This is a genomic window from Mesomycoplasma ovipneumoniae SC01 (assembly GCF_000218525.1).
Classification (GTDB): Bacteria; Bacillota_I; Bacilli_A; order Mycoplasmatales; family Metamycoplasmataceae; genus Mesomycoplasma; species Mesomycoplasma ovipneumoniae_A.
The window spans coordinates 1-26,217 of sequence record NZ_AFHO01000021.1 but is presented as its reverse complement, the minus strand read 5'-3'; the positions used below and the strand labels follow the sequence as shown (position 1 = coordinate 26,217).

Sequence of the window (26,217 nt, the reverse complement as noted above, 5' to 3'; positions counted from 1 at the left end):
ATAAAAAAATGCAAGTATAATATTATTATACTATACGTTGCATTTTTATCTTCGATTTAGGAAGATGCAATAAATCATTGCATCTTTTTTAATTTGGAAAAATGTATGAATATTAGCTAGATTGATCTAAAATTACTTTTTTATTAAGCTTATTTGATTTTCAACTAATTTTACAATTTCTAAAGCAATTGCAGGTGCTGCTGATAAACCTGGCGACTGCATTCCGGCAGCAAAAATAAAATTAGGATCTTTATAAGAAGCACGAATAACAAAATCGCTATCCTGAATTTCGATCGGTCTTGAGCCTGCAAGTGCAAAAATTGTTTCCTGATAATCTAAAGTAGGAATAATTTTATGACCAATTTTTTGAATTTGCTCAACAAGATTAAAATCAAGACAATTTACCTTTGATTTATCGATATTTTCTTCTGCTGTTGGTCCGACTAAAATATTACCATCAGGACGAGGCGCAACAATCACACCTTTTCCATATTTTTGCGGCACTAGAAAATAAACATCTTTTACATCAGGGTGATTTTTAAGAATTAAATATTGACCTCTTCTTTGTTTTTGGCTAAATTCGGAAAATCCAGCTAATTTTCCAATTTCATCAGCATAATGACCGGCAGCGTTAATAATAATTTTAGTTTGAAAAAATTTATTTTCATTATTATTTGTTTCAATTTCAAATAAATGTTGATCATTTTTTGAAATTGAAACAACTTTTGTGTCAGTATAAGCATCAACACCATTTTTAAGGGCAATTTCTAAAAAAGCAAGACTAGATTTGACCGGATCAATAACTCAAGAATTATCACACTCAAGTGCTAAAGATGCTTGTTTTGAAACTAAAGGATGTTGAGTTTCTAGCTCTTTTTTTGATAAAACTCTTAAATGTGATTGGCTAAGTCCGTTGATAATTCCGCGCTCATAAAGATCATGAATAATTTTTTCTTCTTCAGAATCAAAGGCAAGAACAACGCTTTTTGCTTTTTGACGAGGAAAATCTACTTTTGGAAATATGTTTTCAATTCACAATTTATGTCCTAAAACATTAAATTTTGCTTTTAATTTATGCGGTTTTGCGTCAAAACCACAGTGAATTATTCCTGAATTTCCTGTTGTAGTTTCTGATGCAGCATATTTTTTTGCTTCAAGAATTGCAATTTTTAGTTTAAATTTACTCAATTCAAAAGCAATATTTGTGCCGATTATCCCAGCGCCAATAATTACTACATCATATTGTTGCAATTTTTTAGTTTCCATATGCGACTAATTCCTTTTAATAATTTTATAATTTAATTATATCAAAATAATCGTTATTTATTGGTTGATTTTAATTTGTTTTTATATAAACGGTTGGCAATTTTCTTTTTGATAATCAAAGACGGAATAATTAAAAAAATTGAAACTAAAACTAAAACAACACGTAAAATTAGCAAAATTCTTGTTGAATTAAGTGGATAAGTAAGCAGTAAAAAAGTTAATGAAAATAAAATAACAGAATAATAAAAAATAAAAGAAAAATCGACAACTTTTAGTCTAGTTAAAACTAATGAAGCAAAAAAACAAACAAAAAAATTTAAAATTCCAATAATGGCTAAAATTCAATATGAAATTATCTCTTTTTGTCAAAAATCAGGCGAAAAAAATATATAAATTAAGCTAATCGGAATGAAAATTAGAAGTAAGGCAAAAACAAAATCCGGAATTTTTGTTATTTTTTTATACATTTTTTTCGCGATTTTTCAGCAATTCAATAAAGTCAACTAAAGAAATTTTAAAAGATTCTTGTGAACCAAATTCGCGATAAGTAATTTCGTTTTTTGCTATTTCTTCATCACCCACAATTATCTGAAAAGCAGTTTTTTGTAAATTTGCTTCACGAATTTTACGTGTAATTCGTTCAGATCTTAAATCAATTTCGGAATTATATCCTAAATTAAAAAGTATTTCGTGGATTTTTTTACTATAATCATAATGTTTTTCACCAACAGGTATCACGATAATTTGCTTTGGTGATAGTCAAAATGGCAATTTTCCTTTAGTTTGCTCTAATAAAATTGCAATAAACCGCTCATAAGTTCCAATTAGACCACGGTGAATCAATATTGGAGTTTCTTTTTGATTAAATTCGTTAGTAAAACTAATCCCAAATTTTTGCGGCAAGAGAAAATCTAGCTGCAAAGTCGAAATTGTAACTTCTTTATTTAATGCTGTCTTAATTTGAAAGTCGATTTTTGGACCATAAAAAGCAGCTTCACCGATTTTTTCAACATATTTTACGTTGTTTTGATCAAGAAATTGCTTTAAATCATTCTCGGCCTGACTTCACATTAAATCATCTTGGAAAAATTTTTCTTTATTTTGTGGGTCTCTTTTTGAAAAAGAAATATAAAAAACTTTTATTTTAAAAAAATCAAGCACTTCTTGAATCATCTTAAAAAGGTGGCTAATTTCACTAAAAATTTGCTTTTTTGTAACAAAAATATGCCCTTCGGTTAAATCCATTGCTCGAACTCGTTCTAAACCTGAAAGTGCACCAGATTTTTCATAACGATATAACCTAGATTGCTCTGAAATTCTAAAAGGCAAATTCCGATAACTAAAATGTTGCTCAGAAAATAAAATTATATGGTGTGGGCAAGTCATTGGGCGCGGAATAAGTGATTCATTTTCAACTTTAATTGGTGAAAACATGTCATCTTTATAATGTTGTAAGTGTCCTGAAATTTCATAAAGGCTTTGGTGACCAAAATGAGGGGTTAAAACTTCCCTAAAACCATAATTTCTGTCAAATTCTAGTATTTTTTGCCTAATTTTGTTATGAATTTTCATCCCATTTTCAAGTCAAACTGGGAAACCAAGTCCAAAATAATGGCTAAAACTAAAAAGTTTTAGTTTTGAACCAATCCGGCGATGATCTCTTTCTTGTCTTTCTTGTAAAATTTGAAGAAATTTTTCAAGATTTCCCTTTGAATCTCAACTTGTACCATAAATTCTTGTGAGCTGCTTATTTTTTGAATTTCCACGTCAATAGGCACCTGCAATTTTTAGGAGCTTAAAATTTTTTATTTGGTTCAAACTCTCAAGATGTCTTCCAGCACAAAGATCCTCAAAAAGTATGTTGTTTTGTTGGTCAACAATTGAAAAATAGGTCACTTTTTCAGATTTGTTTTCAAGATCAGATTTTAGCTCTTGTTTGTAAATTTGACTTTGAAAATCAAGATTTTTACCTTCTGTTTGGACAATTCTTAAATTTTTTGAAACTAATTTTTTCATTAGTTTTTCAATTTTTGCAAAATCTGATTCAGAAAGTGGACTTTCTAGATCAAAATCATAATAAAAACCATCTTCAAAAACAGGACCAATTCCTAATTTTACATTTGGGAAAAGTGTTTTTATTGCAAGCGCTAAAAGATGAGAGGTAGAATGATTGAGTTCATAATCAATTTTTAATTCCATGAGTTAAAGCCCCATTTTTTCTTTTATTATTTTTAAATTTGAATTTGCTATTTGATTTGCTTTTGATGCCCCTTTTTTTGCAAAATCTTCAACAAATTGTAGCATTTTTTGTTGCTTTTTCTGTAAATCTTCTAAAAAATTAGCAACAATTGTTCCAACCGTTTCCTTTAAAAACTTATAGGATTGATCTTGAAAAAAATTAAGCGTTTCTTCTTGAGTTTTATCAGTAAAACCCATAAAAATATTCAAAAGATTACTGATCCCGGGCTTTTCTTGGCTAAAATAAATTTTATTTTCAGAATCAGTTTTTGCTCTTTGAATTTTATTATAGGCCTCTTGGGGCGAATCGCTTAAAAAAATTGCCGAGTTTTTTTGGCTTGTTGATTTAGACATTTTTTTGGTTGGATCAGTAAGTGACATTATTTTTTGCGTATTTTGGGAAATTATAGCTTTTGGAATAACAAAATCTGTTTTATAAATTTTGTTAAAACGGTGAGCAATTTTTCGTGTAAGTTCTAAATGCTGTAATTGATCAGCACCAACCGTTACAAAATCAGGATTATATAAAAGAATATCCGCAGCCATTAAAATTGGATAAGTTAGCAGACCTGTTGGAACTTTTTCGGTATTATTTTCCTGTTTTTGGCGAGATTTATCTTTAAATTGCGTCATTCTTGAGAGCTCGCCAATTGTTGTTTGGGATTGTAAAAGTCAAAAAAGTTCACTGTGAGCACTAATATCAGATTGAAAAAATAACACGGTTTTTTCAGGATCAAAACCACATGCAAGATAAAATGCAAAAATACTTGCTCGGTTTTGGGTTAATTTTTCTGCCTGGATCGGCAAAGTAAGGGCATGAAGATCAGCGACAAAAATAAAATTTTCGTATTGATCTTGAAACGAAAGGCTCGGTTTTATTGAACCAAGAAAATTTCCTATCGTTAAGTTTCCAGTTGCAGTTATTCCACTTACTAATCTTTTTTTCATAGCAAAAAAATTTTAGCATAATTATACAATTTTTTTAGAAAATGAGTATAATTTAAAAAGATATTATGAAGCTAATTTCCAAAATCATTTATTTTCTTTTGCAAATTTTTAGCTTTGGTTTGTTTGCTAAACATATTAAAAAAAAACATAATAAAACAAAGTCTGAACTCACTTTTGATGATAAAATCGGTTTCAAAGTCGATGATCTAGTTAAATTTTTAGGCGGGATTAAAAATATTGACTCATGTGATTTTACAGTTTCGAGATTAAAAATTAAATTAAAATCAACTGAAGGTATCAATGTTGATGAAATTGGAAAATTAAAAGGGATTTCAGGAGTTGTTGTTGGTTTAAACGAAATTAATTTAATAGTTGGCAATAAATCTAAGGCTATTTGAAAAGCTATAAATAATTTTGAATAAGTTTAAAAACAGTTTAAAAAATCCTAAGGAAATTACATAAAAAAATGCAAAAATTTGGAACCCATACCCGTGAAACACAAAATTCAACTGGTACAAATCAAAATTTAAGCTACGAGCGTTTACTAGCAAATTTAATCACAATTGAACGTGCAGATTCAGCACTTTTTACAAGAATTGACAACGAAAATTATATTGATTTATTTTCTGCTTTAAAAACTAGCGATCTTAGAAAATTAATCTCTTCACCAATTTCTTCTGTGTCATTAACAACAAGTGAATTTGATGATTTTATTGAAAAAATAGAATCAATTCAAGACAAAGATGAATTAGTCGAATACTTGAAAAATTCAGACTACAAACTAAACCCGCTTACACAAAGAGCGCTTAATTCTGATTTTCAGTCAGCAAAAAAAGACATATTAAATAAAATATCATATAAAAAACAAACAAGTCTAGCAAAATGAAAACGTTTGATCAAAAAAGCTTATGATATTCTTAGAGATCGAAATGTTTGACCTTTACACATTGGATTTTGCTATATTTCTTTGTCAATTGAAGATCGAAGTTTTTTTGGACCTTTATTTGTTAAAGAATGTGAAGTTACAATTGTAAACTCAGTGCCAAGACTTAATGCTGATGGACATATAAAACTAAATAATAAACTTCTTGCATTTTTAAAGAAACTTGACATTGATTTTAATTTTGACTTTGATTTTTCAGAATTTTCAATTGAAGAAGTAATTGAAAATGTTAAAAAATTTTATAATGATAAGTTTGAAATTCCTAACATTGAAGGAAAAATTGCAAAAGATGTTTCAACTCCAGAAGATACAATACATTTTCACCCCGGAGTTGTTCTAGGATTTTTCAACATTGGCGGATCACACCAACGCCAAATCATGGAAAAAATGATCAAAACTGGTGAAATTCACAACTTAATTGATGTTGATATTAATAAAACAACATACAGAAACAATGTTGAAAAATCAATTTTTTCACCTAAATTTACAGGATTTTTTAAAATTCAGCCCACTAATTTTACCCAAGATTGTGCTCATATTTCGGCAATTTTACAAAACACAATTATCTGAGGGCCTCCAGGAACAGGGAAATCTCAAACAATTGCAAACATTATTTCAAATGTTATTGCCCTAAATCGAACCGCACTTGTTAGCTCACAGAAAAAAATTGCCCTTGTTGTTTTAAGAAAAAGACTAAAAATGATGTCATTTTTTTGTCTTTTTGTTATTAATGAAAAATTGGAAAATTATAAAGATTTTTACAAGCCAATTGAAGAATATATTGAAAATATCGAAAATTTCAATATGGAATCAAAGCTTAAAGAAATTAAAGTTTTTTCCGATGATGATCGCCAATATTTAGAACTCTTAGAAAAAATTTTCCCTAAAATTGAAACTTTGACAAATACACTTGATGCCTATAAAACAATTGAAAAAGCAAACAATTTTTTTAAACTAAGTATTGCTGAAACTCTTTTTAAACTAAATAAATCAATTAATATCAATCCAAAAAGATCACCACATTCAAGAACTAGTCTAAAATTACATATTATTGAGAGCAAACTCAAACGTAAATTAAAAATTTATGAAAAAGCAATGCATATGGCTTCTAATGAACTTCGCCAAGATGTTGACTTAATTCTTGAAAACCTAGTTAATTATGATGACAATTTGGAAAACATTTATAACAAAATTTCAAAATTAGAAATTTCTAATTTTGAAAATCTCGAAAAGTTTCTCAATTTTGTAAGAAAACCAAAAGTTGAAGTTCTTGATGATAAGGCTTTATTTATTCACCATGCAAAAAAAGTCTTTGAAATCTTGGCAAAATTAAATAATGACCCTGAATTTCAACAGCTCTATACTCGCTTCAGACTTAGCGTTAAACAAAAAAAGAAAATGTCTCCTTACAAGTTTTTACTAAAACATGCTGAAGTTATTAAGATTTTGTTCCCAGTTATTATTACAACTCCCGACATTGAACTTGTAATGTTCGAAAAACGTTATTTTGATTATATTATTATCGATGAAGCTTCACAAATGTTTTTAGAAGAAGCGCTCCCACTTTTATTTTACGGAAAAATTAAAGTTCTTGTTGGTGATCACCAACAAATGCAACCAATTCGTTGGTTTGCTTCAAAAATGAATGATGAATCAGAAGATGATGCCTTTGCAAATATCGAGTCAATTCTTGAATATGCCCATTCCAAAGGTGTTTTTAACATTATGTTAGACAAAAATTACCGTTCACATCATGCCTCACTAATGTCTTTTAATTCACGTCATTTTTATGATTCAGAGCTTAAAATTGCTAATAATCATAATTTTGAAGGCAATGATGTAATTGAAGTTCATAATGTTAATGGTCAGTGAGACGGGCAGCAAAATATTGTTGAGGCAAAAGCAGTTGTTGATATTGCCCAAAAAAATATCAACAAGTTTGCGACAATGATAATTTTGGCTTTTAATAAAAACCAGCAAAACGCAATTGAAAAAATAATTTTTGAATCTTATCCAGAAATTGAAAAATTAATCTATACTGATAAAATTATTGTAAATAGTCTTGAAAATATTCAAGGAGATGAGGCTGATTTAGTAATTGTTTCAGTTGCCTACGATCAAAGTGCAAAATTTGGTTCAACTTATATAGCGCGAAAAGGTGGAAAAAACGCCCTAAATGTTGCAACATCGCGTGCACGTCAAAAAATGATAATTTGCAAGTCAATAAATGCTGATGAAATTCAAAATACTTCTAACTCTGACGATCTAGAAATTTTTAAATCATGAATTAATTTCCTTGACCTTGATGTTCAATCACAAATAAATTATTCACGTAAAAATAAAACCCAACTTTCACTTTCAGAGTTAAAAAATGTTGCAAAATCAAGCTTTTTTGCCGACTTTCAACAAGAATTTGCCGAAGAATTTTTTGGTCTTTTCCCAAGTTTAGAGCTAAAAACTAACTATATTGTCGGAACCGAGCAAATTGATGTTGCTATTTTTGATCAAGGCAAATTTTTACTTGGAATTTATTTAGATTCACTTGAATATCGCAAACCTAAAGAGTATATTGAATATTTTGATGCAATCAAATTCATTCAACAAAAAAAATATCCAATTATTATAATTAATTTTGTTGAATGAAAACTCAATAGAAATAAGGTAACCGAAAAACTCAAAAAAGAAATTATCAATTTGAAGGAAGATGATCTTGTTTAAACCGGAATTATATCAGGTTGATGATTTAATAATTGGCTGTGATGAGGTTGGTGTTGGTGAGTATTTTACAAATTTAACTGTTTGCTGCGCGGTTTTTCGTCAGTCAGAAATTGAAGAGCAACTTATTGAAAAAATTGTTGATTCAAAACTTTTAAATGAAAAAAAGATTAGTGAACTTTTTGAAATTTTGGATCAAAAAATTACTTATAAATTTATCTCTTTAGAGATGAAAGACTATAATGATCTAATCCAAAAAGGACTAAACTCACATGAAATCAAAGCTTTTTTATATTTTAAAGTGCTTAGCGAGTTAATTTTAATTTTTAAAAATGTCCAAATTGATAAAATTTTCATTGATGGTTTTGTCTCAGCGCAAAAATTTAGTCAATATTTTGCTAAAATAAGTAAATTTTTCAACATTGAGCAATGAAATTTTGAAAAATATCCCTTAATTTTAGAAAAAAAAGCCGACACAAAAATTAAACAAGTCGGAGCTGCCTCAATAATTGCAAAACATGCCTTAAGTCAAAAATTCAATAAACGGCAAGAAAAATGAAAAGCAATTTTTCCGGCTGGTTCAAATCAAATTGAAAAAATTGTGAATTTTTGCCTCGAGCAAATTCAGAAATACGGGACAATTTTCCTTGAAGAAAATGTAAAATTACATTTTAGCATTACTGATAAAGTCTATACAAAACTAAAGGAAAAAAATGGAAAAAATAGCTAAATTGTTTCAAGAAAATTCAGAACAAATTATCGCAAATGTCGGTAAAGCTGGCGGAGTTGGTCTTGGTGGCTGAATTGGCATAACAATTGGTGTTGGAATTATTTTATTTATTATTGGCGGTGTGATTGCCTTAATAGTTTCAAAAAAAATGTTTGAAAAACAAATTCGCGAAAATCCACCAATTACTGAAGGCATGATTCGCGCAATGTACATGCAAATGGGTCGAAAACCATCTGAGGCACAAATTAGAGCGGTTATGCGATCAGTAAAAAACGCTAAAAAGTAGGAAATAATGAAAAAAAAAGTTATTTTAATTATTATTGATGGCCTTGGATTGCGTCCAGAAACTCAAGGAAACGGTTTTGCACTTGCAAAAACACCGGTTTTTGATCACCTTTTTGAGAATTATCCAAATAGTTTAATTGCCGCCTCAGGTCAGGAAGTTGGACTCCCTGAAGGACAAATGGGAAATTCAGAAGTTGGGCATTTAAATATTGGGGCTGGATTTATTGTCTATACAGGAATTTCAATTATAAATAATGCTTTAAAAACCGGTGAGTTTTTCAAAAATGAAAAATTTATTAAGGTTTTTGAGCATAGTATCAAAACTGACACACCAGTGCAAATTATGGGACTTTTTTCACCTGGAGGTGTTCACTCACATCAAGATCACCTTTTTGCCCTAATTGATTTTGCCGCCGAATTTGGTGTTAAAAAACTTAATTTACACCTTTTTGGTGACGGACGAGATGTTGCTCCTGAATCAATTAAACCAAATCTTAATTTATTAATCAAGAAATTGAAAAATTTTGAAAATTACAAAATTGCTTCAATTTCTGGTCGTTTTTATTCAATGGATCGTGATAAAATGTTTGACCGTGTTGAATTAGGGTATAATTCTATTCGCGGAAAAGCCGAAAATACCTTCACAAATCCAATTGATTATGTTGATTCTCAATATGAAAAAGGAATTAGTGACGAATTTTTACAACCGGCAATAAATTTGCAAGTTAATAAAAATGATTTTCTTAACGACAATCATGGTGTTATTTTTTTCAATTTCCGCCCTGATCGCGCAAGACAACTTTCGCATTTAATTTTGCAAACAGATTTATATACTTTTAAGGCAAAATATCCTGTAAAAATCGACACTTTTGTGTCAATGATGAAATATGAAGGGATAAATTGCGATATTGCTTTTGAGGAAATGAAAGTCAATAATCCACTTGGAAAAGTAGCTGATGAGGCAGGATTAAAACAACTTCGACTAGCTGAAACGCAAAAATATGCCCATGTAACTTTCTTTGTTGACGGTGGTGTAGAACTTGAATTAAAAAATTCTGACCGAATTCTTGTTGATTCATTAAAAGTTGAGTCTTATGCTGATTATCCGCAAATGTCTGCTGTCGAAATTACTGATAAATTAATTCAAGTTGGCCAAAATTATGACCTTATTATTGTCAATTTTGCAAATCCAGATATGGTTGGACATACAGGAAACTTAAAAGCAACTATAAAAGCAGTTGAAATTTTAGATTCCCAAATTGGTCGAATTCACAACTGAGCAAAAGAAAATAATTTTCATTTTTTCATTACCGCTGACCATGGTAATGCCGAACTTACTGAGGATGAAAATAATAAACCATCAACAAAACATACCGTATTTCCCGTTATGTTAATTTCAAGTGATAAAAGTTTGAAGTTAAAAAACGGAAGATTGGCAAATATTGCCCCAACAGTGCTTGATTATTTAAATATTAAAAAACACCCTGACATGGATCATGAATCCTTAATAATTAAGCAAAACTAAACTTTTTAGAGTCTAATTTATCTTTTTCAAAACCAAAATCATTTTTTTGATTTTGGTTTTTTTAAAAACTTAAAATTTATAATTTTTTGTAGATTTTTAATATTTTTTACAAATTTCTAAAAAATATTAAAAAAATAGTATAATTTAATATATCAAACAAATTAAGAGGTGTAAATGGCAAGAAAGCTAGCAAAATTAAAAAATTTATTTATCTTTTCAACTCCCGTTGTTTTTTTAGTAGCAGCAGGTTGTAGCGTTAATCAAACAAATGAGGGTCAAAAACCAACAACACCTGTCCAGATGAGCGCGAAAATTGTTGACAAATTAGGACCAAGTGTAAGTTTTGATGTAAATGGTAATTATGTTTTTACTATTAAAAATGATAAGTTCAAAAATGCAACAGAAGTAGTGGCTCATTTTGAAGGTGAAATTGATGGAGCTGATACAACAAATAATCCTCCTAAAATCACAGCTGAAGTTAGTGGAAACATAAATAATTCAACCGTAATTTTTAACACAGCCGGAAAATTACAATACGACTATAAGTGATCGCTCAAAAAAATTAAAGTTGGTTCTGAAGAAATTTCGCAAGATCAATTCCCTGATGATTTAAAAGGCAATCTTTGGTTTGAGAAAAAAATTGCGATAGTTAAACAAGATGCTTCGCTTTGAATTGATCCTAAAACCCAACTTTTAAAAAATTGAATAAACACTGATGCAAATGTCGAGTTAAAAGCTGAATTTATCAAAAATAACGAGAGAAAAGTTGTAAATACCACTTTCAATAGTTCGTTAAATAAATTTCAAGCTGCATTACAAGAAGGTTATAAATTTAATAGAATTCTAATCCAATCTAAAAATAACTCGTTTGCAACAATTAGTTTACCTTATAAACCTTTATAATATAATTTCTAAAATAAATAAAAAAGCAATTTCCCGAATGAAATTGCTTTTTTATTTTAAAAATAACGAAGATGAAATTAAGATATTAAATTAAATCAAAGTGTTTTAATTGTGATTCTAATACATCAGCAGGAACATAACCCTCAAGACGATGAACAAGTTTGTGATCTTTATAAAATAATGTCGTTGGAGTTCCTTGGATTTGGTTATCACGCGCAAATAAAATATTTTCACGCACGTTAACTCTAATGATAACTAGACCATTTACTCCGTATTTATCGTTCATTTGATCTATTGAAGGTTCATAAAGAACGCAGGCTCCGCATCCAGGTTGGTGAAATACGAGAATTGCAGCTTTGCTTGTTAGAATTTTTTGATTAATGTCATCAGTTGAGTGAATATCAAAGATTGGCATAATATCTCCTTTTTTTATAAATGATACCACATTCTTGCTTTTTTACAATAATAAATAAAAAAAATTAATAGGATTTTGCAAATAAAACAAATCTAGTAGTTTTTTTGCCGCTAAATATCGAATTACTGCTTTGTGGTATATTAAATATTGAATTTTTTGGCAAAATACAACGGGCTGTTGCGGTAGTTTCATCTTGTATTTGTTTTTCTTTTGCCGAACTCTCATTAAAAGGAGCAATAACAAATTTCCCTTTTTGTATTTCTGTTTGAAGATCCTGATATGAAGTTACAAAAACTGTATTTTCAATTATGCGTGCTTTAGCTTTTTCAAACAAACTTTTTTGAATTTCATCAAGAATTTTAGGACATTTGTCTTTTAATTCATCAAGATTAAAATAAATTTTTTGACGATTATCACGCCGAACAAGACAAATTTGATTTTTCTTTACATCATTTGGCCCAATTTCAATTCGAATTGGCGAACCAGAAACTTCAGACTTATTTATTTTAAAGCCAATTTGGTCATCTGATTCATCTACTTGATAGCTAATTTTTCTTTGTTTAAGAATTCTAGCTACTTTTTTTGAAAAGTCTTTTACTTCGGGATGTTTTTTTGCAAAAAATTCAAGAATATCTACCTTATATGGGGCAATTTTTGGAGGCAAAACTAAACCACTATCATCGCTGTGAACCATTACGAGAGCACCAATTAGACGTGTTGAAATCCCTCAAGATGTTTGATATGGCGTCTCAAATTCGTTTTTGTTATTTTTAAACTGAATTCCAAAATTTTTAGCAAAATTTTGGCCTAAAAAATGCGATGTGGCCGATTGAAGCGCGCGGAAATTTTGCATCATTGACTCGATAGTGTAAGTTGTAACAGCGCCGGCAAACTTCTCACGATTAGTTTTTTTACCAAATATTGTTGGTATAGCAAGATAATTTTCTAAAAAGTATTTATAATATTTAGCTATTTTTTTAGTAAAATTTTGAGCCTCTAATTTATCTGAATGAATTGTGTGCCCTTCTTGCCAAAGAAATTCAGTATTACGCAAAAATGGATTAGTAGTTTTTTCTCATCTCAAAACTTGAGTTCACTGATTTAATTTTAACGGTAAAATGTTATTTGAAGCAATTTCATTTCGAAAATAATCAGCAAAAAGGAGCTCGCTAGTTGGTCTTATATAAATATTTTCAGATAATTTTTTTTGGCCAACATGAGTTATTGTTAATAATTCTGGCGCAAAACCTTTAATATGTTGTTTCTCTTTTTCTATAAAACTTTCAGGTATAAGAAGCGGAAAATAAACATTTTTTACGCCTTGGGAAGCAAAAAATGCATCAACTATTTTAGTTATATTAGTTCATATTGAATAACCAAAAGGTTTAAAGTAAAGCGTTCCTTTGATTGGACCGTAACTCATTAAATTCGCCTGAGTTATAACGTCAACATATCATTTTGCAAAATCTTCGCTACTTGGCGTTATCTTTTCGGGACGTTTCATAAAATTAATAATTAAAAAAATGGTGAATTAACATTTGGCTGCCCCAGTTAGATTCGAACTAACGAATGACGGTACCAAAAACCGTTGCCTTACCGCTTGGCTATGGGGCAAAATGGTGGGGGGTGAGGGATTCGAACCCCCGAATCCGAAGAAAGTGGGTTACAGCCACCCGCATTTGGCCGCTCTGCAAACCCCCCCGGTGCGTTGCAGCTTTTTAATTATAACATATTTTTTTTGATTCGATAATTTTTTTTAATTTTTTTTTTTTTTTTTAGACTAGCGATATTTTGCAACATCCTCAGTTACTATATTGAGAACATCATTTACTAGTTTTTCTTGTTCTTCGATTGGAAGATTTGGGTCTATTTTAATTTGTTTATAAGCAAAAATAAAAGAAGGATGTAAAAAATTACCTAAAGGACGTCCAATTTTGTACAATTCAATCCATTTATCTTTTAATTTTTTAGCAAGTCTTTCATCATCATGTCTTATTTTATATTCATTTGCTAATTTTTGATAAGATAAAATTTTAAAAATAGCAAAGGTAAATCAAAAATTCTTAACAAATTCAGATCACTTAATAACAATAAAAAACCCTAGACCAAAAAAGTAACTTAGTGCTGGAAACCAAAAAATATAATATAAAATTTGACTATAAGGATTTAATTGCGCTAAATTTTGGCTAATTAATTCAGAATTAACATTTAAAACTATCAATTTATGACTAAAAATCGGGCTAAGTAAAAATACTAATCTTACAATATAATTTAATAGCAAAAAAATCGAATCGGCAATATAATAAAAAATTAATTTTCTTGGCCTTTTGCGGTTTTTTAAATTATTAAAATAAACCAAAGTTTGAATAATTACTAAAAATAGAACAAATGATCCAACAAATGCTAAATACTGTCAGAATTGAAAATTACTAATTCCGGCAAAAAATAATCAAAAAATAAGCATCAACATCGAAACTAGTAAGGTTGAAATTGAATAATAAATTGACTTTGCAGTAAAAGAGATATTATTTCAAAGTTTTTCGACGGGATTTATTTTAGTTTTGGTTCTTTTTTCATGCTTTTGAAAAATATCTGAATTAAGTTGGTAAAAACTTGAGGTTCAAGTCGAATGCTTTTCGCGATATTGCATTTTTTTATTTAAATCGCTAATTTCAGCTACAGCTCTAGAATCAGAAAGGAAGTAAAAAAACTGATTTTCATCATCATGCAAAAGTCATGAAAAATTAATTTGGTTAGGTTTTTTTGATTTTGTAACTTTTTGAAGTAAATTTTTTGACTCCTTTTTTTGCTCTTGAGTTGTTTCTAAATTTTGCTGTGATTTTAGATAATTAGGCTGATAATTAACGTATTGTTCCGATTGTTGATCATATTGAGGGCTATTTTGGGCCTGAATTTCAATATCTTTTTGATCTACAAATTTCTGACTATCATCGCCTTGAAATGGATTAGTGGTGTTATTTTTTAAATCTTGACTATAATTGGGTTTTTGAAAATTACCATAATGTTGATATTTGCGATCACGGGAAGCAAAATTCGAATTATGAGATTTGTTAGCACTATAATTTTTTGAATTATAAAAATTAGACTGATTTTGGTCGTTTATTTTTTGATTATTTTTTTGTTGGTCATGATTTTGATTCATTAAATTCTCCTGTGTAACTATTTAACCTATTTATTTTACAAATTTAATTTAAATCTAAAAAAGTTAATTTAATATTAGCACCTTTTTCAATTTCTTCATTAAATTTTACCAATTTATAACTAATATTAATTATTTTTTTCTATTTAATTAAATAAGATAAAAAAGCGCATGTTTTTAATGATTCGGTATTTTCATTCTTATAAAAACCTGTATTAATAAAATTAGAAATTTTCAATACCAAACTCAGACATCAAAAACAACACTAATTATATAATATATAATAAGCAAAATAGTTAAGCTTAATTTTCTTCATTTAAATTCGGTAAAATTGGGTTTTTTTAAAGAAACTATAATTTAATTTAAATTTTTAAAAATAAATTATTATTTTAAAATTTTTTTCAAAATATCGATTTATTTTAAGAATTAACCTCAATAACTGAAATAATTTCTAAAATCACTATAAAAATACCTTTTTTAACCCAAAAAAATAAACTTTTGGCGATAAAAATTTGATATTTTTAAATTTTTTGCTGATTTTAATAAAAATCACTCCCACTTCACTCCACTAATAAAATCCAAAAAATTTAAAAAACACCTCCTAAAATCCGTTATTTTTCTCAAATAAAAAATGAGAAATAAAAAAAATTAATTTTTTTTCTTTGAAAATGGGTTTTAGTGTATAATTGTGGTTGACAGTGGAGATAAAAAATGTTTGGAACTGTTTTCAGAATATTAGATGAAAAAAATAGAATTGTACTACCTCCTGCTTTTCGTGATGAACTTGAAGGTGACTTCTATATTTCAGCTAATTTGGAAAAAATTCTCGAGATCAGAAGCCAAACCGAATTTGATATTATTGCCCAAAAAATTGGAAAAGCAAACTCATTAGATCCACGACTTCGTGATTTTGCAAGATATTTTTTTGGAAATACCGTCAAAGTTTCTGTCGATAAGCAAGGTAGATTTTTAATTCCCAAAAATTTACTTGACTTGGCCGCTGTCAAAAAAAGAATCTATTTATTAGGGGTTAATAACAAAATTGAAATTTGGCCTGAAGAAAGATACGATCAATTTTTTGCAAAGTTTTCTGACAGTGATGTTACCGCTGATTTAGAAAAAGAATTGCTAAAATCGGGAGTTGAATTATAAAATGCACATTCCAGTTTTGTTAGAAGAAGTTATCTTAGCTCTTGAAATTAATCCCGAAGGATTTTATGTTGATTTAACTTTAGGGCGTGGCGGACATTCCAAGGCGATTCTTGAAAAATTAACAACGGGAAAACTGATTGTTTTTGATAAAGATATCCAAGCCATAGACGAAACTAAATCTAAATTAACTGCAATTAGTCAAAATGTTGATTTTATTTGTTCAGACTTTGTAAATTTTGATTATCACTTAGAAAAATTGGGAATTGATTATATAGATGGATTTATCGTTGATTTAGGTGTTTCTTCACCTCAAATTGACAATCCTGAGCGTGGCTTTTCTTACTCTAAAGATGGCAATTTAGATATGAGAATGGACACAAGTCAATCTCTTGATGCTTCTTGGGTTTTAAATCAATATTCTGAAGAAAAACTAGTTCAGATTTTTTACAAATACGGACAAGTAAAATTTGCGCGGCAAATTGCAAAAGCAATCATTGAAAATAGACCTTTGAAAACTACTTTTGATCTTAGTAAAATCGTCAAAAAAGTTATTCCAGCACTGGCGTTATCTAAAAAAAACTTTGTAAAAAATGTTTTCCAGGCTGTGCGAATTGAAGTAAATAACGAACTTGAATCCTTGCAAATGTTGTTAAAAAAGTTACCAAAATTCTTAAAGCACGGTTCAAAAGTTTTAATTATTAGCTTCCATTCGCTAGAGGATCGAATTGTCAAAGATGCATTTTTAAATTTAGTTAGTAAATCTAAGCAAGATTTTTTTAAAAAAGGCGATCCAGAATTCTCAACGAAAGTTTTTCGACCATCACCAGAAGAAGTTTTGCTAAATCCAAGAGCAAAATCAGCTAAATTACGAGTTTTAATTAAAAATTCATAAAAAAAGAAAAATTGAAAAATAGGTAAAAATACTATGGAAAGATGTAGTAAAATTATGCTAATGGGATTAGGTGATTTTGGATCTAAAATTGTTCAAAGTCTCAATTTAGATCAAGCTAGCTTTCCAAAATTTTTTATAAATTCACGAGATGAATATTCTAATTTCAATTTTAGCGATCAAAATTCACTAATTCTTAGTCAATCAAATTTTGGATATGACTGGAAAAAAGCAAACCAAGCAGTGAAAGATAAAAGTTTAGAAATTCAATCTATTCTTGCTGGGGTCAAAATTCTCTTTTTGATTGTCGGATTAGGCGGATCAACTGGATCAGGGGCGGTTTTAGAAGTAGCTGAAATTGCTCAAAAAATGAATATAATTATAATAGTTTTAGCAACAAATCCTTCTGAAAATGAGTCAAAATTTAGACGCGAAACAAGTTTTGACGTGCTTCAAAATTTGAAAAAAATTGTTGATTCATTAATTTTAATTTCACCAGAAGAAATAAGTTCAACATTTCCGAGTCTTATAGTTGAAAATGTTCTTCAATTAATAGCAGTGACTATTCAAAAGAAAATTTCAATTCTAACAAAAGCTATTTGTCAACAAAATGCATTAATTCATGTTAACAGTTCAATCATCGAGTCAATTTTATCCAACAATAATTTTGTTTTTGTCGGATATGCAAGTGCAACTGGTACAAATAGGGCAATAGTTGCAACTGAAAATGCCTTTAAGAACCATTTTGTCGAATTTGATCTCTCATCTTCCGAGGAAATGTTAATAACAATTAGTGCTAACAATTCAATTTTACAAACCGAAATTAACGATGTTCTTAACACAATTAGAAAAAATTTCAAACCAGACTTAAAATTTTCTTATGGCGTGTATACAAACACAAAATTAGATAAACAAATTGAAATTGGTATAATTGCAAGTCAGAAAAAGCATAGTTATGAAAGCAAAAAAGCAGCAAAATTAAATCTCGCCTTCGATAACAAATTTAGTATTTTCTAAGCAAATTGATTTTGATTTAACTTTTATTAAAAGCTTATAAAACACCTTTAAAAATTATAAAATTTTAGTACGCAAACAAAATTTTATAACAAAAAGGTGTTTTTGTATTATTTTTTTTAAAAAATTTTTTTTGTGGGCAAATCGACGGAAATATAGTATAATAATATTGTAGTTTTACTATTATTTTATCAACTCAATTATTATGTCAAAATTCAATAAATATATATCTGACTATTTTCTTGATAGTCAAAAAATACTTGCAAAATTTAATCCGAAAAATATTGTTATTTTACAGTTTTTCCAACGTAGAGATTTTGCCGTTATTGGCGGAATGGATGAAGTTTTAAAATTTTTAGTAGATAATACTGATTATAAAAAATATAAAATTCGTTATTTACAAGATGGAACTCGTGTAAAAAAACGTGAAATAGTTCTTGAATTAGAGGGTCCTTTACATCTTTTTGGTCATGTTGAAGGAATTATTGACGGAATTTTAAGCCGCTCAACTTCAATAGCAACAAATGCTTATTTATGCAAAAAAGCAGCAAATAATAAAGAAATAATCTTTATGGCCGATCGTTCTGATCACTATTTGATGCACCATATTGACGGAAAAGCAGCAAAAATAGGTGGTATTTCAATATTTAGCAATCTAGCTCAATCTGGAAAAAGCGAAACTAAAAATTTTGGTTCAATGCCTCACTCTTTAATTCAAAATTTTGATGGCGATCTTATTAAAACTTCGCACGCTTACCGTAAAATTTTCCCAGACAATCCATTAGTAGCCTTAGTGGATTTTAACAACAATGTAATTGAAGAATCCTTAGCTGTTTTGGCTGAATTTGGTCAAAATTTAGCTGGAGTTAGAATTGATACTTCTTCAAATATTGCCGATCAAATGTTCGAAGATCCTAAAAAAGACGAATTCGGAATTAATTCAAAATTAATAAAAAAACTACGAGAAGAGCTAGACAAAAATAATGGTCAACACGTAAAAATTGTAGTCTCATCAGGATTAAACCCTATGAAAATTAGGGAATTAGAAGAACAAAATGCCCCTGTAGACTTATATGGTGTTGGCGAGTATATGCTTCAAATTCGAAATCATTTTAGCGCCGATGCAACAGTACTAAATGGCAAAAAATTAGCTAAATTTGGACGTTTTTATCGTAAAAATGCAAAATTAATAACTTTTGAATATGAAAAATAATCTTGAATTGAATAATTTGGGTTATAATGATGACCTTAAAATTTGACAAGACAAGACAAGTTTTAATTATTCAGTTGATACTATTTTGCTAGGAAATTTCATCACCTTAACTAAAAAAGTAAAACTAGCACTTGAAATAGGAACAAATAACGGAGCACTAGCAATTTTTGTTGCTCACAGAAAAAAAGATCTAACTATCGATGCAATTGAAATTAATGAAAAAGCCATTAATTTAGCTAAAAAAAATGTTGAAATCAATAAAAAAGAAAGTCAAATTAATCTAATTTGTGCTGATTTTAATCAGTTTTGAGTTGAACATAATAAAAAACAGTCACGAAAATACGACTTAATTTTTGCTAATCCTCCTTATTTTAAAGTCGGAACAAAAAAAGTTCGAAATGTTAGCCCTGAATTTAAAAATGCAATTTATGAATTTAGCCTTAATTTATCGCAATTAATTCTAGGGGCAAGCAAAATTATTCAACATAAAGGAAGATTATCGCTGGTTTTACCAATCGAGAGATTTATTGATGTGATAGAATTTTTGCGTCAGGGTCGATTTGAGCCAAAGCGTGTTCAATTTGTAATGGCAAGAGTGGGATCTAGTCCCAAATTTGTTCTGGTTGAATCAGATTTTAATGCTCAGTGGGGAACCCAATTCCTACATAATCTCTATTTACACCCTAATAATAAAAATAAACATGTTTATCGCAAAGAAATCCAGAAACTTTATGTAGCCCGAAAGGTTAAAAATGGCTAAAAAATTTTACATCACAACTCCTATTTATTATGCTAGTGGTAATCTCCATATTGGTCATCTTTATAGTTCAACTTTGGCATGAGTGCTCAGAAATTTTAAAAAAATGCAAGGTTTTGACGCACTAATGCTAACAGGATCTGATGAACACGGCCACAAAATAAGTCGTCTAGCCCATCAGTTAGGTTTAGATCCCCAAACTTTTGTTGATAAAAACGTTGAAAAATTTAAAATTTTATGGCAAAAATTTGGCATTGATTATGATTATTTTTTAAGAACAACTAGTCAAAATCATAAAAATTTTGTTAAAAAAATTTTTTACAAAATGTACGAAAATAACGATATTTTTCAAGGTCAATATCAAGGACTTTATTCTGTAAGTGACGAAGAATTTTTATCTCAAGTTCAATGTATAGAAAAAAATAACGAATTTTTCCACCCAGTTAGCGGTGCAAAAATGGAATTAGTCGAAGAAAATTCTTATTTTTTTGCAATCAATAAATTCCAAAAATGGCTAGAAAATTATTTAGATGCTAACCCTAATTTCATTTCTGACAAAAAAATCGCAAACGAGCTAAGGCAAAATTTTTTCCAAAAAGGTTTAGAGGATTTATCCGTTAGCCGAAAAAATTTAAAATGAGGAATAAATCTTGAAAAATTTCAAGATCAAACTATCTATGTTTGACTTGATGCTCTTTTTAGCTATTTATCAATTTTTGACGACCAAATTAATATTGACTCACCACAGAGTCAAAATTTTTGAAACCAGGCCGAAGAAATTGTTCATGTTGTTGGAAAAGAAATAGCCCGTTTTCACTGTATTTATTGACCAATTTTTTTAAAATCATTAAACTTCAGATTGCCATCAACAATTTTGACTCACGGATGGCTCATAACTCCTGAAGGAAAAATGTCAAAATCAAAAGGCAATGTAATTAATCCTCTTGAATTACTTGATGAATTTGATGCTGAAATTATAAAATTTTATTTTGTAAGTCAAATAAGTACCGAAAATGATAGTATTTTTGACAAAAAATTATTAGAAAGTCTATATAATTCATTTTTTGTTAACACATATGGAAATTTAATTAGTCGAACAATTGCACTTGTTTTGAAGTATTTTAATAACGGTTTGCAATTTAAAATTGAAGATTTAGATTGAACAGATATTAGTTATTATGAAAAAATTTTGTTAACTTTTGACTTATTTTCCGAAAATTTGTCAAATTTTCAGCTTGAAAAAGGCTTTAAACTAATAATTGATCTAGCAAAAAATTTAAACGGTTATTTTGATATCAAACAATTATGAAATGAAAAAAACTTAGATAAATTAAGCGCAAGTTTACTTTTAGTTTTAAATGGAATTTATGCGATTTCAGCATGTCTAAACTGCGTTATGCCTAAAACCATTGGAAAAATTATTGATTTTTTAGGAATAAAAACCACAAGTTTTGAATTAATTACAAAATTAGATAAATTTGACAAAATTATTTTTGAAAAACTGGAAAAACCTTTTTTCCCAAGAAAAAAATCTTAATAACCAAATTTTCAGCGAAAATTATGTTTGTCGTTTAAAAACTGAATTAATGGCACTATGTTTATCAAAAAAAGTGAATAAATTGGAAATGAAATTGTTGATTTTAAAATTATTGGCGTTAAATAAAAGAAAAAATAATCTTCAATAAGTCTATCTCTTCCAGTTCGATTCAAGAAACGATTATAATATTGCACAAATGCAAACGGATGTCATAATCAACGAAAAACAAGAAAGCAAAAACTAAGGACAAAAAGCGTTATTAAAGCATTTTTAAATTTCTGAGTCGGTTTTTTTCAATATAAAATTACTAAAAATGTTGTAAATGCTAATAAAATAACTCCAAAAATCCCTATTAATAAAAGAACTAGATTTTTACTAAAAAACCTTCTTCAACCTTTTGCGACTTTTTGAATTTCAGACTCACTCGTAAAAAAATAAAAAATAAACACTGAAAAAGTTATTAAATAAGTTAAAATTAACATAAAAATTAATACTTTTTTATTTTTACTTGCAAAATTAAAAGCTAGCGAGGAAAAAATTGCAACTAAAATCGGGACAATTCCATATTCTGGGGTTCAGAAAAAAATGCGACTTGTAAGCAAAAGTTTTCCAAAATCAAATGTAAAAGCAACTATCGCGCCTTTGAATCAATTTAAAATTATTCCTATCAAAACGTAAAATGGAAGTTCAAATGCTAAGTTAAATCTGCTTGGAAGACTAGTTTTAAGTATAAAAGCAATAATTAAAAACATTCCCATTAAATATCCTGAAATTACCAGTTCAAAACTTGTAAATCGAAATATTTTATGGTTCGCTCTGAAAAATTCTTTAATGTTTGCTCTAAATGTTGTTAAATTCATTGTTTTAATGGTAAATTATAATAAAAATTTAGTATAAAATATTATAATTTAAAAATAAAAAAAGGATTAAAAAAAATGATAGAAAAAAACTCGTTTCAAGAACTTTATCCAGAAAGAATAATCAACATTCAAGCCTATAAATATAATGGTTTTTTGTATCGTCAGTGATCAAATGCAAGAGTAATTTCAAATTCACTTACTCATGTTGTTGTTAGTTTAAATGGCAGCATTGTAAAAAAATATGGCACAAAATCATGACGTTTTTCTGAACCGACTATTTTTGTTTTTCCAAAAAAAACAATGCATAATGCAATTATTACTTTTAAACCGGGACAACATTTTAGTTATCATTACTATATAAATTTAGCTTCAGATTTTATTTTTGAAGAAAATACAATCAAATTTGTTGATTATGATATAGATATTAAAATTTATAACAAAAAAAGTTTTGATATTGTTGATCGCGAAGAATTCCTTGAAAATAAGGAAATTATGAACTATCCCGCAAAATTAGAAGGCATACTTTCAAATGAAATTAGCAAAATATTTCTACTATTTTTGCAAAAAAAATCATTCTTTAGTAACGAGTATCTTCAAGTTTTTATTGATCTGTGTCAACGGCAAAAATGTTGAGTGCGTTAGTTGCGGCATTAAATTCTGCTTCTTTAATAGATTTTCCATAGCCAATACCGTATTTTTTTTCTTCCCAAATTAAGTCAACACGAAAAGTTCCATCAGCAAGTCTAGTTGGTAAATAATTAATTTTGCTAAGCGAAGAAAAAGACTGAATTTTTTCTTGAAAAATTGATTTTGGGTCTTTGTACTCTTTTTCGCATGCAAAATTTACGCCATTATACAAATATTTTGCCAAAAATTCATTAAGCTTATCAAAACCTTGATCAAGTAAAATTGCTGCTGAAAATGCTTCAAAAACATCGGCTTTCAATTTGTTATTTTCACGGATTTCTGATGCACCTTTACCTAAAAATACAAGCTCAATTAGTCCTAAATCCTGGCAGACTTTAGCTAAATAATTTGTGGAAGTAAGAACCGCACGAAGTTGAGTTGAATTACCTTCATTTTTATAAAAATTATCATAGATTGCCCGAGTTACAGCATAATGAATTGCCGAATCACCCAAAAATTCTAACATTTCATAATGTGGTGTTGATGGATTTGAAAAATTATAACTTTTATGTGTTAATGATTGAACATAAATGTCTATTGAATTTGGTTTAATATCTAATTTTTGCAAAAATTCGTGAATTTTTTTATTAGATTGCATTATTCTCCTTTTAAAATTAGGGACAATTTAATATTTATTTTTTAAATGTTAATGTAAAATTTTGATCTTGAATTATGTGTGGTTGACTTGAATGATAGTGGCCAAATTCTAGGTGCAAAGTAAGTTTTTTATCCTGATCAAAAAATTTTGACAGCATCGAAATAAAACTAACCTGTATTTTAGGGATGTTTTCAGGCAAAGGCAAATCAGCGACAGGGCTAAAATTAAGAATTTTTTCTTTTACTAATTGTTTTACAACAAGATAATTAATTTCTTGGTCTTTTAAACAATTTTTTGCGCCATTATCACAAGCAAAAGGGAATTCATCAACATTTTTGCTTTTAATTTGGTTAAAAATTTGCTGATATTTTGCTTTAAAGTTTGAATAAGAATAATTTTCATCAACAAGTTCAAGAAGATACGGGTTTTTTTTGGGATTAACTTCATCCTGAAAACCTGGATTTGAATTAATAGGACTAAATTCTATTTTAGTATCCCCGCAAGAAACTAAAAAACCTAAAGCCATAAAAGTCAAAAAAATGCTTTTTTTCATTAAAATACTTTCTCTTAATAATATATTAATAAAATAAAAATTAACTAAATTTTACCATATTTTGGATTTAGATGTTTTATTTTGCCTCATATTCTATGTTTTATTTTTGTATTTTAGCATTTTTATATATAATTTATTAAATTATCCATTAATATAAAAGGGACCTATGACAAGGAAAAAAAAGATTTTATTTTCAATTTTTGCGTTATTTTTTGTAAGCGCGGCTTCAGTTACTGCTTTTTTTACCTACAATTATTTAAATCATTCGACCCCTGCAAAAAAAATTAGTGGCATTGATTTACTACTTGAATCAGATAAAGGCGAAAAAGTTGACAGTGAAAACAAATTTAGCAAAGATTACTTAGCTGAAATTGACCAATTTAATGATTTTTTTAGTGACCAAAATCAAGATCTAGCCGAAGAATACGGACAAAGAGAAAGTTTTTTTGAGCAACTTTCGCTTTTAGATCTTGAAAAAATAACAAAAAATGACGTTAGTTTTCCTGAAGGTTATGAGCGGTTTAATTTTAATACTGAAAATAACTTTGTCACAAAAGAAAGTGATGAAAATTTTCTTGGCTCAACAAATAATAATTTATTAATTTATGACTTAAATTATCCTTTAGTTGATGATTTAATTGAAGAAAATAATAACTTTAAAGCTAATATTTTGAATCAAAAATTTACAATTTTTGATTCAAAAGCTAGAAATCAAATATTTAAACTTGATAAAATTGGCACATATGCGCAACCCTTAAATTCCAATGAATATGATTGAATTTACCAAAAAAACGTAAAATTTAAGACCGGAACTGCTGCAATATTAGATTCTAATAATGAAAAAACATTATTAATTACAAATAATCACGTTTTACGACCTTTGGAAAGCTATAAATACAACGATGAAAATTTCGAAATTAAAACCCAAAAAATAAGATTCTGAAATACCTTAGGTGGAAATTTTCTTGAATGATATCAAGATGGAAAAATTTATAGCCTCGACAGGGATAATATAGCATTACTTTTTTATGTAAAAGAAATTTACGAAAAAAAAATTAGCCAGTTTGATCAAGTTAAAATTTTAGAATTTCTTATTAATTTTTACAATGATTATTTTGAAATTCCTTCTGATTTTGATAATCAAAAATTTGATGTGGGAATTTTTTATTTTAAATACAAAAAGTTTATTGATAATTTAAAAGAATTAGCTAAATTTTATAAAGATAATAAAAGCGATATCTTAGCAAAAATTCAACAAAATCAAACAATACCTGATGGTAATAGTGCTAAAAATAATTCGATTGAGTCAAAATTTGAAAATTTTCTAGCAACTTATCAAAATTTTATTGATTTCTGAGAAAAAATGGTCAAAGAAAAACCTGTTCAAATTTCAGAAAAAGTTTGAAAAAAAGGTGATTCAACCTATGATTTTAATGTAGGACTTTTTTGACCAAAGTCAAAACCTATGAAAAATAATTTCAAAGGCGTTTATGCCTCTGATCCACAGCAAAATTTTTCACGCTTATCATTGTATTTTTATACAAACAACGGACCTGGCGCTTCTGGTTCAGGAGTTTTTAACGAAAAAGGTGAACTCCAATTTATTAATGGATTTGGCTTAATTAACAATTTTTACGATAATAATTCACGAATAGAAAAAAATTACTACGACAAATTAAACACAAATATTTCATTATCAGGTGGAATTCCACTTGTTACTGAAGATTTTAATTTAACAAAATTAATAAAAGATTTTTATCCTTCTAATCAAAAGAAGGGATTTATTCCAATTCAAAACGAGAAAATTGTTGTAAATAAAAAAGCGTAAG

At 28.3% G+C, this 26,217-nt stretch carries 24 protein-coding genes and 2 tRNA genes; 14 read left to right on the top strand and 12 right to left on the bottom strand.

The window, feature by feature from the left end; translation table 4 throughout:
• Positions 1 to 132: 132 nt before the first annotated feature.
• The 4 genes from glpO to trpS are packed head-to-tail and all read right to left on the bottom strand — an operon-like array spanning position 133 to position 4,452.
• Positions 133 to 1,266: a type 2 glycerol-3-phosphate oxidase gene (gene glpO, locus MOSC01_RS0103560; protein WP_010321420.1), complete on the bottom strand. Its 1,134-nt coding sequence runs from the start codon at positions 1,264 to 1,266 to the stop codon at positions 133 to 135.
• A 53-nt stretch (positions 1,267 to 1,319) separates the two neighbouring features.
• Complete coding sequence (locus tag MOSC01_RS0103555; RefSeq protein WP_010321419.1) at positions 1,320 to 1,733, bottom strand: MAG3450 family membrane protein; 414 nt, start codon at positions 1,731 to 1,733, stop codon at positions 1,320 to 1,322.
• Complete coding sequence (gene thrS / locus MOSC01_RS0103550) at positions 1,726 to 3,465, bottom strand: threonine--tRNA ligase (protein ID WP_010321418.1); 1,740 nt, start codon at positions 3,463 to 3,465, stop codon at positions 1,726 to 1,728. Before thrS ends, MOSC01_RS0103555 begins: the two co-directional genes overlap by 8 nt.
• A 3-nt stretch (positions 3,466 to 3,468) precedes the next feature.
• A complete protein-coding gene (gene trpS, locus MOSC01_RS0103545) occupies positions 3,469 to 4,452 on the bottom strand; it encodes a tryptophan--tRNA ligase (RefSeq protein WP_010321417.1) in 984 nt (327 codons plus the stop codon).
• A gap of 65 nt (positions 4,453 to 4,517) precedes the next feature.
• Between trpS and MOSC01_RS0103540 the strand changes: the two genes are divergently transcribed.
• The 6 genes from MOSC01_RS0103540 (at position 4,518) to MOSC01_RS0103515 (ending at position 11,553) form a co-directional block, all read left to right on the top strand.
• On the top strand, positions 4,518 to 4,874 hold the full coding sequence (locus tag MOSC01_RS0103540) for a PTS transporter subunit EIIB (RefSeq protein ID WP_010321416.1): 357 nt from the start codon (positions 4,518 to 4,520) through the stop codon (positions 4,872 to 4,874).
• A 44-nt stretch (positions 4,875 to 4,918) separates the two neighbouring features.
• Entirely contained in the window at positions 4,919 to 8,113 is a 3,195-nt protein-coding gene (locus MOSC01_RS0103535) for a DEAD/DEAH box helicase (RefSeq protein ID WP_010321415.1), read from the top strand.
• Positions 8,100 to 8,840, top strand: coding sequence for a ribonuclease HIII (locus MOSC01_RS0103530; RefSeq protein ID WP_044881166.1), 741 nt, complete (start codon positions 8,100 to 8,102; stop codon positions 8,838 to 8,840). Before MOSC01_RS0103535 ends, MOSC01_RS0103530 begins: the two co-directional genes overlap by 14 nt.
• Positions 8,824 to 9,126: a YneF family protein gene (locus MOSC01_RS0103525; RefSeq protein ID WP_010321413.1), complete on the top strand. Its 303-nt coding sequence runs from the start codon at positions 8,824 to 8,826 to the stop codon at positions 9,124 to 9,126. The genes MOSC01_RS0103530 and MOSC01_RS0103525 overlap by 17 nt, the downstream gene beginning before the upstream one ends.
• A 6-nt stretch (positions 9,127 to 9,132) precedes the next feature.
• Positions 9,133 to 10,650 (top strand): 2,3-bisphosphoglycerate-independent phosphoglycerate mutase, encoded by a 1,518-nt coding sequence (gene gpmI / locus MOSC01_RS0103520; protein WP_010321412.1) that lies wholly within the window; start codon positions 9,133 to 9,135, stop codon positions 10,648 to 10,650.
• A 174-nt stretch (positions 10,651 to 10,824) separates the two neighbouring features.
• A complete protein-coding gene (locus tag MOSC01_RS0103515) occupies positions 10,825 to 11,553 on the top strand; it encodes a hypothetical protein (RefSeq protein ID WP_010321411.1) in 729 nt (242 codons plus the stop codon).
• Between the two features lie 85 nt (positions 11,554 to 11,638).
• Here MOSC01_RS0103515 and MOSC01_RS0103510 read toward each other — a convergent pair whose 3' ends face one another.
• From MOSC01_RS0103510 to MOSC01_RS0103490, 5 genes are all read right to left on the bottom strand, one after another.
• Entirely contained in the window at positions 11,639 to 11,968 is a 330-nt protein-coding gene (locus MOSC01_RS0103510) for a thioredoxin family protein (RefSeq protein ID WP_010321410.1), read from the bottom strand.
• 64 nt (positions 11,969 to 12,032) lie between these two features.
• Complete coding sequence (gene proS / locus MOSC01_RS0103505) at positions 12,033 to 13,472, bottom strand: proline--tRNA ligase (protein WP_029513115.1); 1,440 nt, start codon at positions 13,470 to 13,472, stop codon at positions 12,033 to 12,035.
• A gap of 35 nt (positions 13,473 to 13,507) precedes the next feature.
• Positions 13,508 to 13,582: transfer RNA gene (locus MOSC01_RS0103500), tRNA-Gln, on the bottom strand.
• A gap of 3 nt (positions 13,583 to 13,585) precedes the next feature.
• Positions 13,586 to 13,669: transfer RNA gene (locus tag MOSC01_RS0103495), tRNA-Tyr, on the bottom strand.
• 79 nt (positions 13,670 to 13,748) lie between these two features.
• Complete coding sequence (locus MOSC01_RS0103490; protein ID WP_010321408.1) at positions 13,749 to 15,131, bottom strand: hypothetical protein; 1,383 nt, start codon at positions 15,129 to 15,131, stop codon at positions 13,749 to 13,751.
• A 708-nt stretch (positions 15,132 to 15,839) separates the two neighbouring features.
• Here MOSC01_RS0103490 and mraZ point away from each other — a divergent pair.
• From mraZ to metG, 6 genes are all read left to right on the top strand, one after another.
• Positions 15,840 to 16,280, top strand: a complete 441-nt coding sequence (mraZ, locus tag MOSC01_RS0103485) for a division/cell wall cluster transcriptional repressor MraZ (protein ID WP_010321407.1) — start codon at positions 15,840 to 15,842, stop codon at positions 16,278 to 16,280.
• 1 nt (position 16,281) lies between these two features.
• Positions 16,282 to 17,172 (top strand): 16S rRNA (cytosine(1402)-N(4))-methyltransferase RsmH, encoded by an 891-nt coding sequence (gene rsmH, locus MOSC01_RS0103480; RefSeq protein ID WP_010321406.1) that lies wholly within the window; start codon positions 16,282 to 16,284, stop codon positions 17,170 to 17,172.
• A 33-nt stretch (positions 17,173 to 17,205) separates the two neighbouring features.
• A complete protein-coding gene (locus tag MOSC01_RS0103475) occupies positions 17,206 to 18,186 on the top strand; it encodes a cell division protein FtsZ (RefSeq protein WP_029513114.1) in 981 nt (326 codons plus the stop codon).
• Between the two features lie 202 nt (positions 18,187 to 18,388).
• A complete protein-coding gene (locus MOSC01_RS0103470) occupies positions 18,389 to 19,396 on the top strand; it encodes a nicotinate phosphoribosyltransferase (protein WP_010321404.1) in 1,008 nt (335 codons plus the stop codon).
• Positions 19,386 to 20,156, top strand: a complete 771-nt coding sequence (locus MOSC01_RS0103465) for a tRNA1(Val) (adenine(37)-N6)-methyltransferase (protein ID WP_010321403.1) — start codon at positions 19,386 to 19,388, stop codon at positions 20,154 to 20,156. The genes MOSC01_RS0103470 and MOSC01_RS0103465 overlap by 11 nt, the downstream gene beginning before the upstream one ends.
• On the top strand, positions 20,149 to 21,690 hold the full coding sequence (gene metG, locus MOSC01_RS0103460) for a methionine--tRNA ligase (RefSeq protein WP_010321402.1): 1,542 nt from the start codon (positions 20,149 to 20,151) through the stop codon (positions 21,688 to 21,690). The genes MOSC01_RS0103465 and metG overlap by 8 nt, the downstream gene beginning before the upstream one ends.
• Here metG and MOSC01_RS0103455 read toward each other — a convergent pair.
• Complete coding sequence (locus MOSC01_RS0103455) at positions 21,687 to 22,550, bottom strand: ECF transporter S component (RefSeq protein ID WP_044881165.1); 864 nt, start codon at positions 22,548 to 22,550, stop codon at positions 21,687 to 21,689. The two genes, metG and MOSC01_RS0103455, sit on opposite strands and share 4 nt — an antisense overlap.
• Before the next feature lie 75 nt (positions 22,551 to 22,625).
• Here MOSC01_RS0103455 and MOSC01_RS04315 point away from each other — a divergent pair, with 75 nt between their 5' ends.
• Positions 22,626 to 23,192 (top strand): DUF402 domain-containing protein, encoded by a 567-nt coding sequence (locus MOSC01_RS04315; RefSeq protein ID WP_010321400.1) that lies wholly within the window; start codon positions 22,626 to 22,628, stop codon positions 23,190 to 23,192.
• On the opposite strand, the gene MOSC01_RS0103445 is transcribed toward MOSC01_RS04315, so the two are convergent.
• The gene (locus MOSC01_RS0103445; RefSeq protein ID WP_010321399.1) at positions 23,152 to 23,835 is read right to left on the bottom strand and encodes a ribonuclease III family protein; all 684 of its coding nucleotides are present in this window, start codon (positions 23,833 to 23,835) and stop codon (positions 23,152 to 23,154) included. The two genes, MOSC01_RS04315 and MOSC01_RS0103445, sit on opposite strands and share 41 nt — an antisense overlap.
• 34 nt (positions 23,836 to 23,869) lie before the next feature.
• Complete coding sequence (locus tag MOSC01_RS0103440; RefSeq protein WP_010321398.1) at positions 23,870 to 24,388, bottom strand: hypothetical protein; 519 nt, start codon at positions 24,386 to 24,388, stop codon at positions 23,870 to 23,872.
• A gap of 166 nt (positions 24,389 to 24,554) precedes the next feature.
• On the opposite strand from MOSC01_RS0103440, the gene MOSC01_RS0103435 reads away from it, so the two are divergent.
• Entirely contained in the window at positions 24,555 to 26,216 is a 1,662-nt protein-coding gene (locus tag MOSC01_RS0103435; RefSeq protein WP_010321397.1) for an Mhp366/Mhp367 family surface (lipo)protein, read from the top strand.
• The last annotated feature ends 1 nt before the right edge of the window (position 26,217 follow it).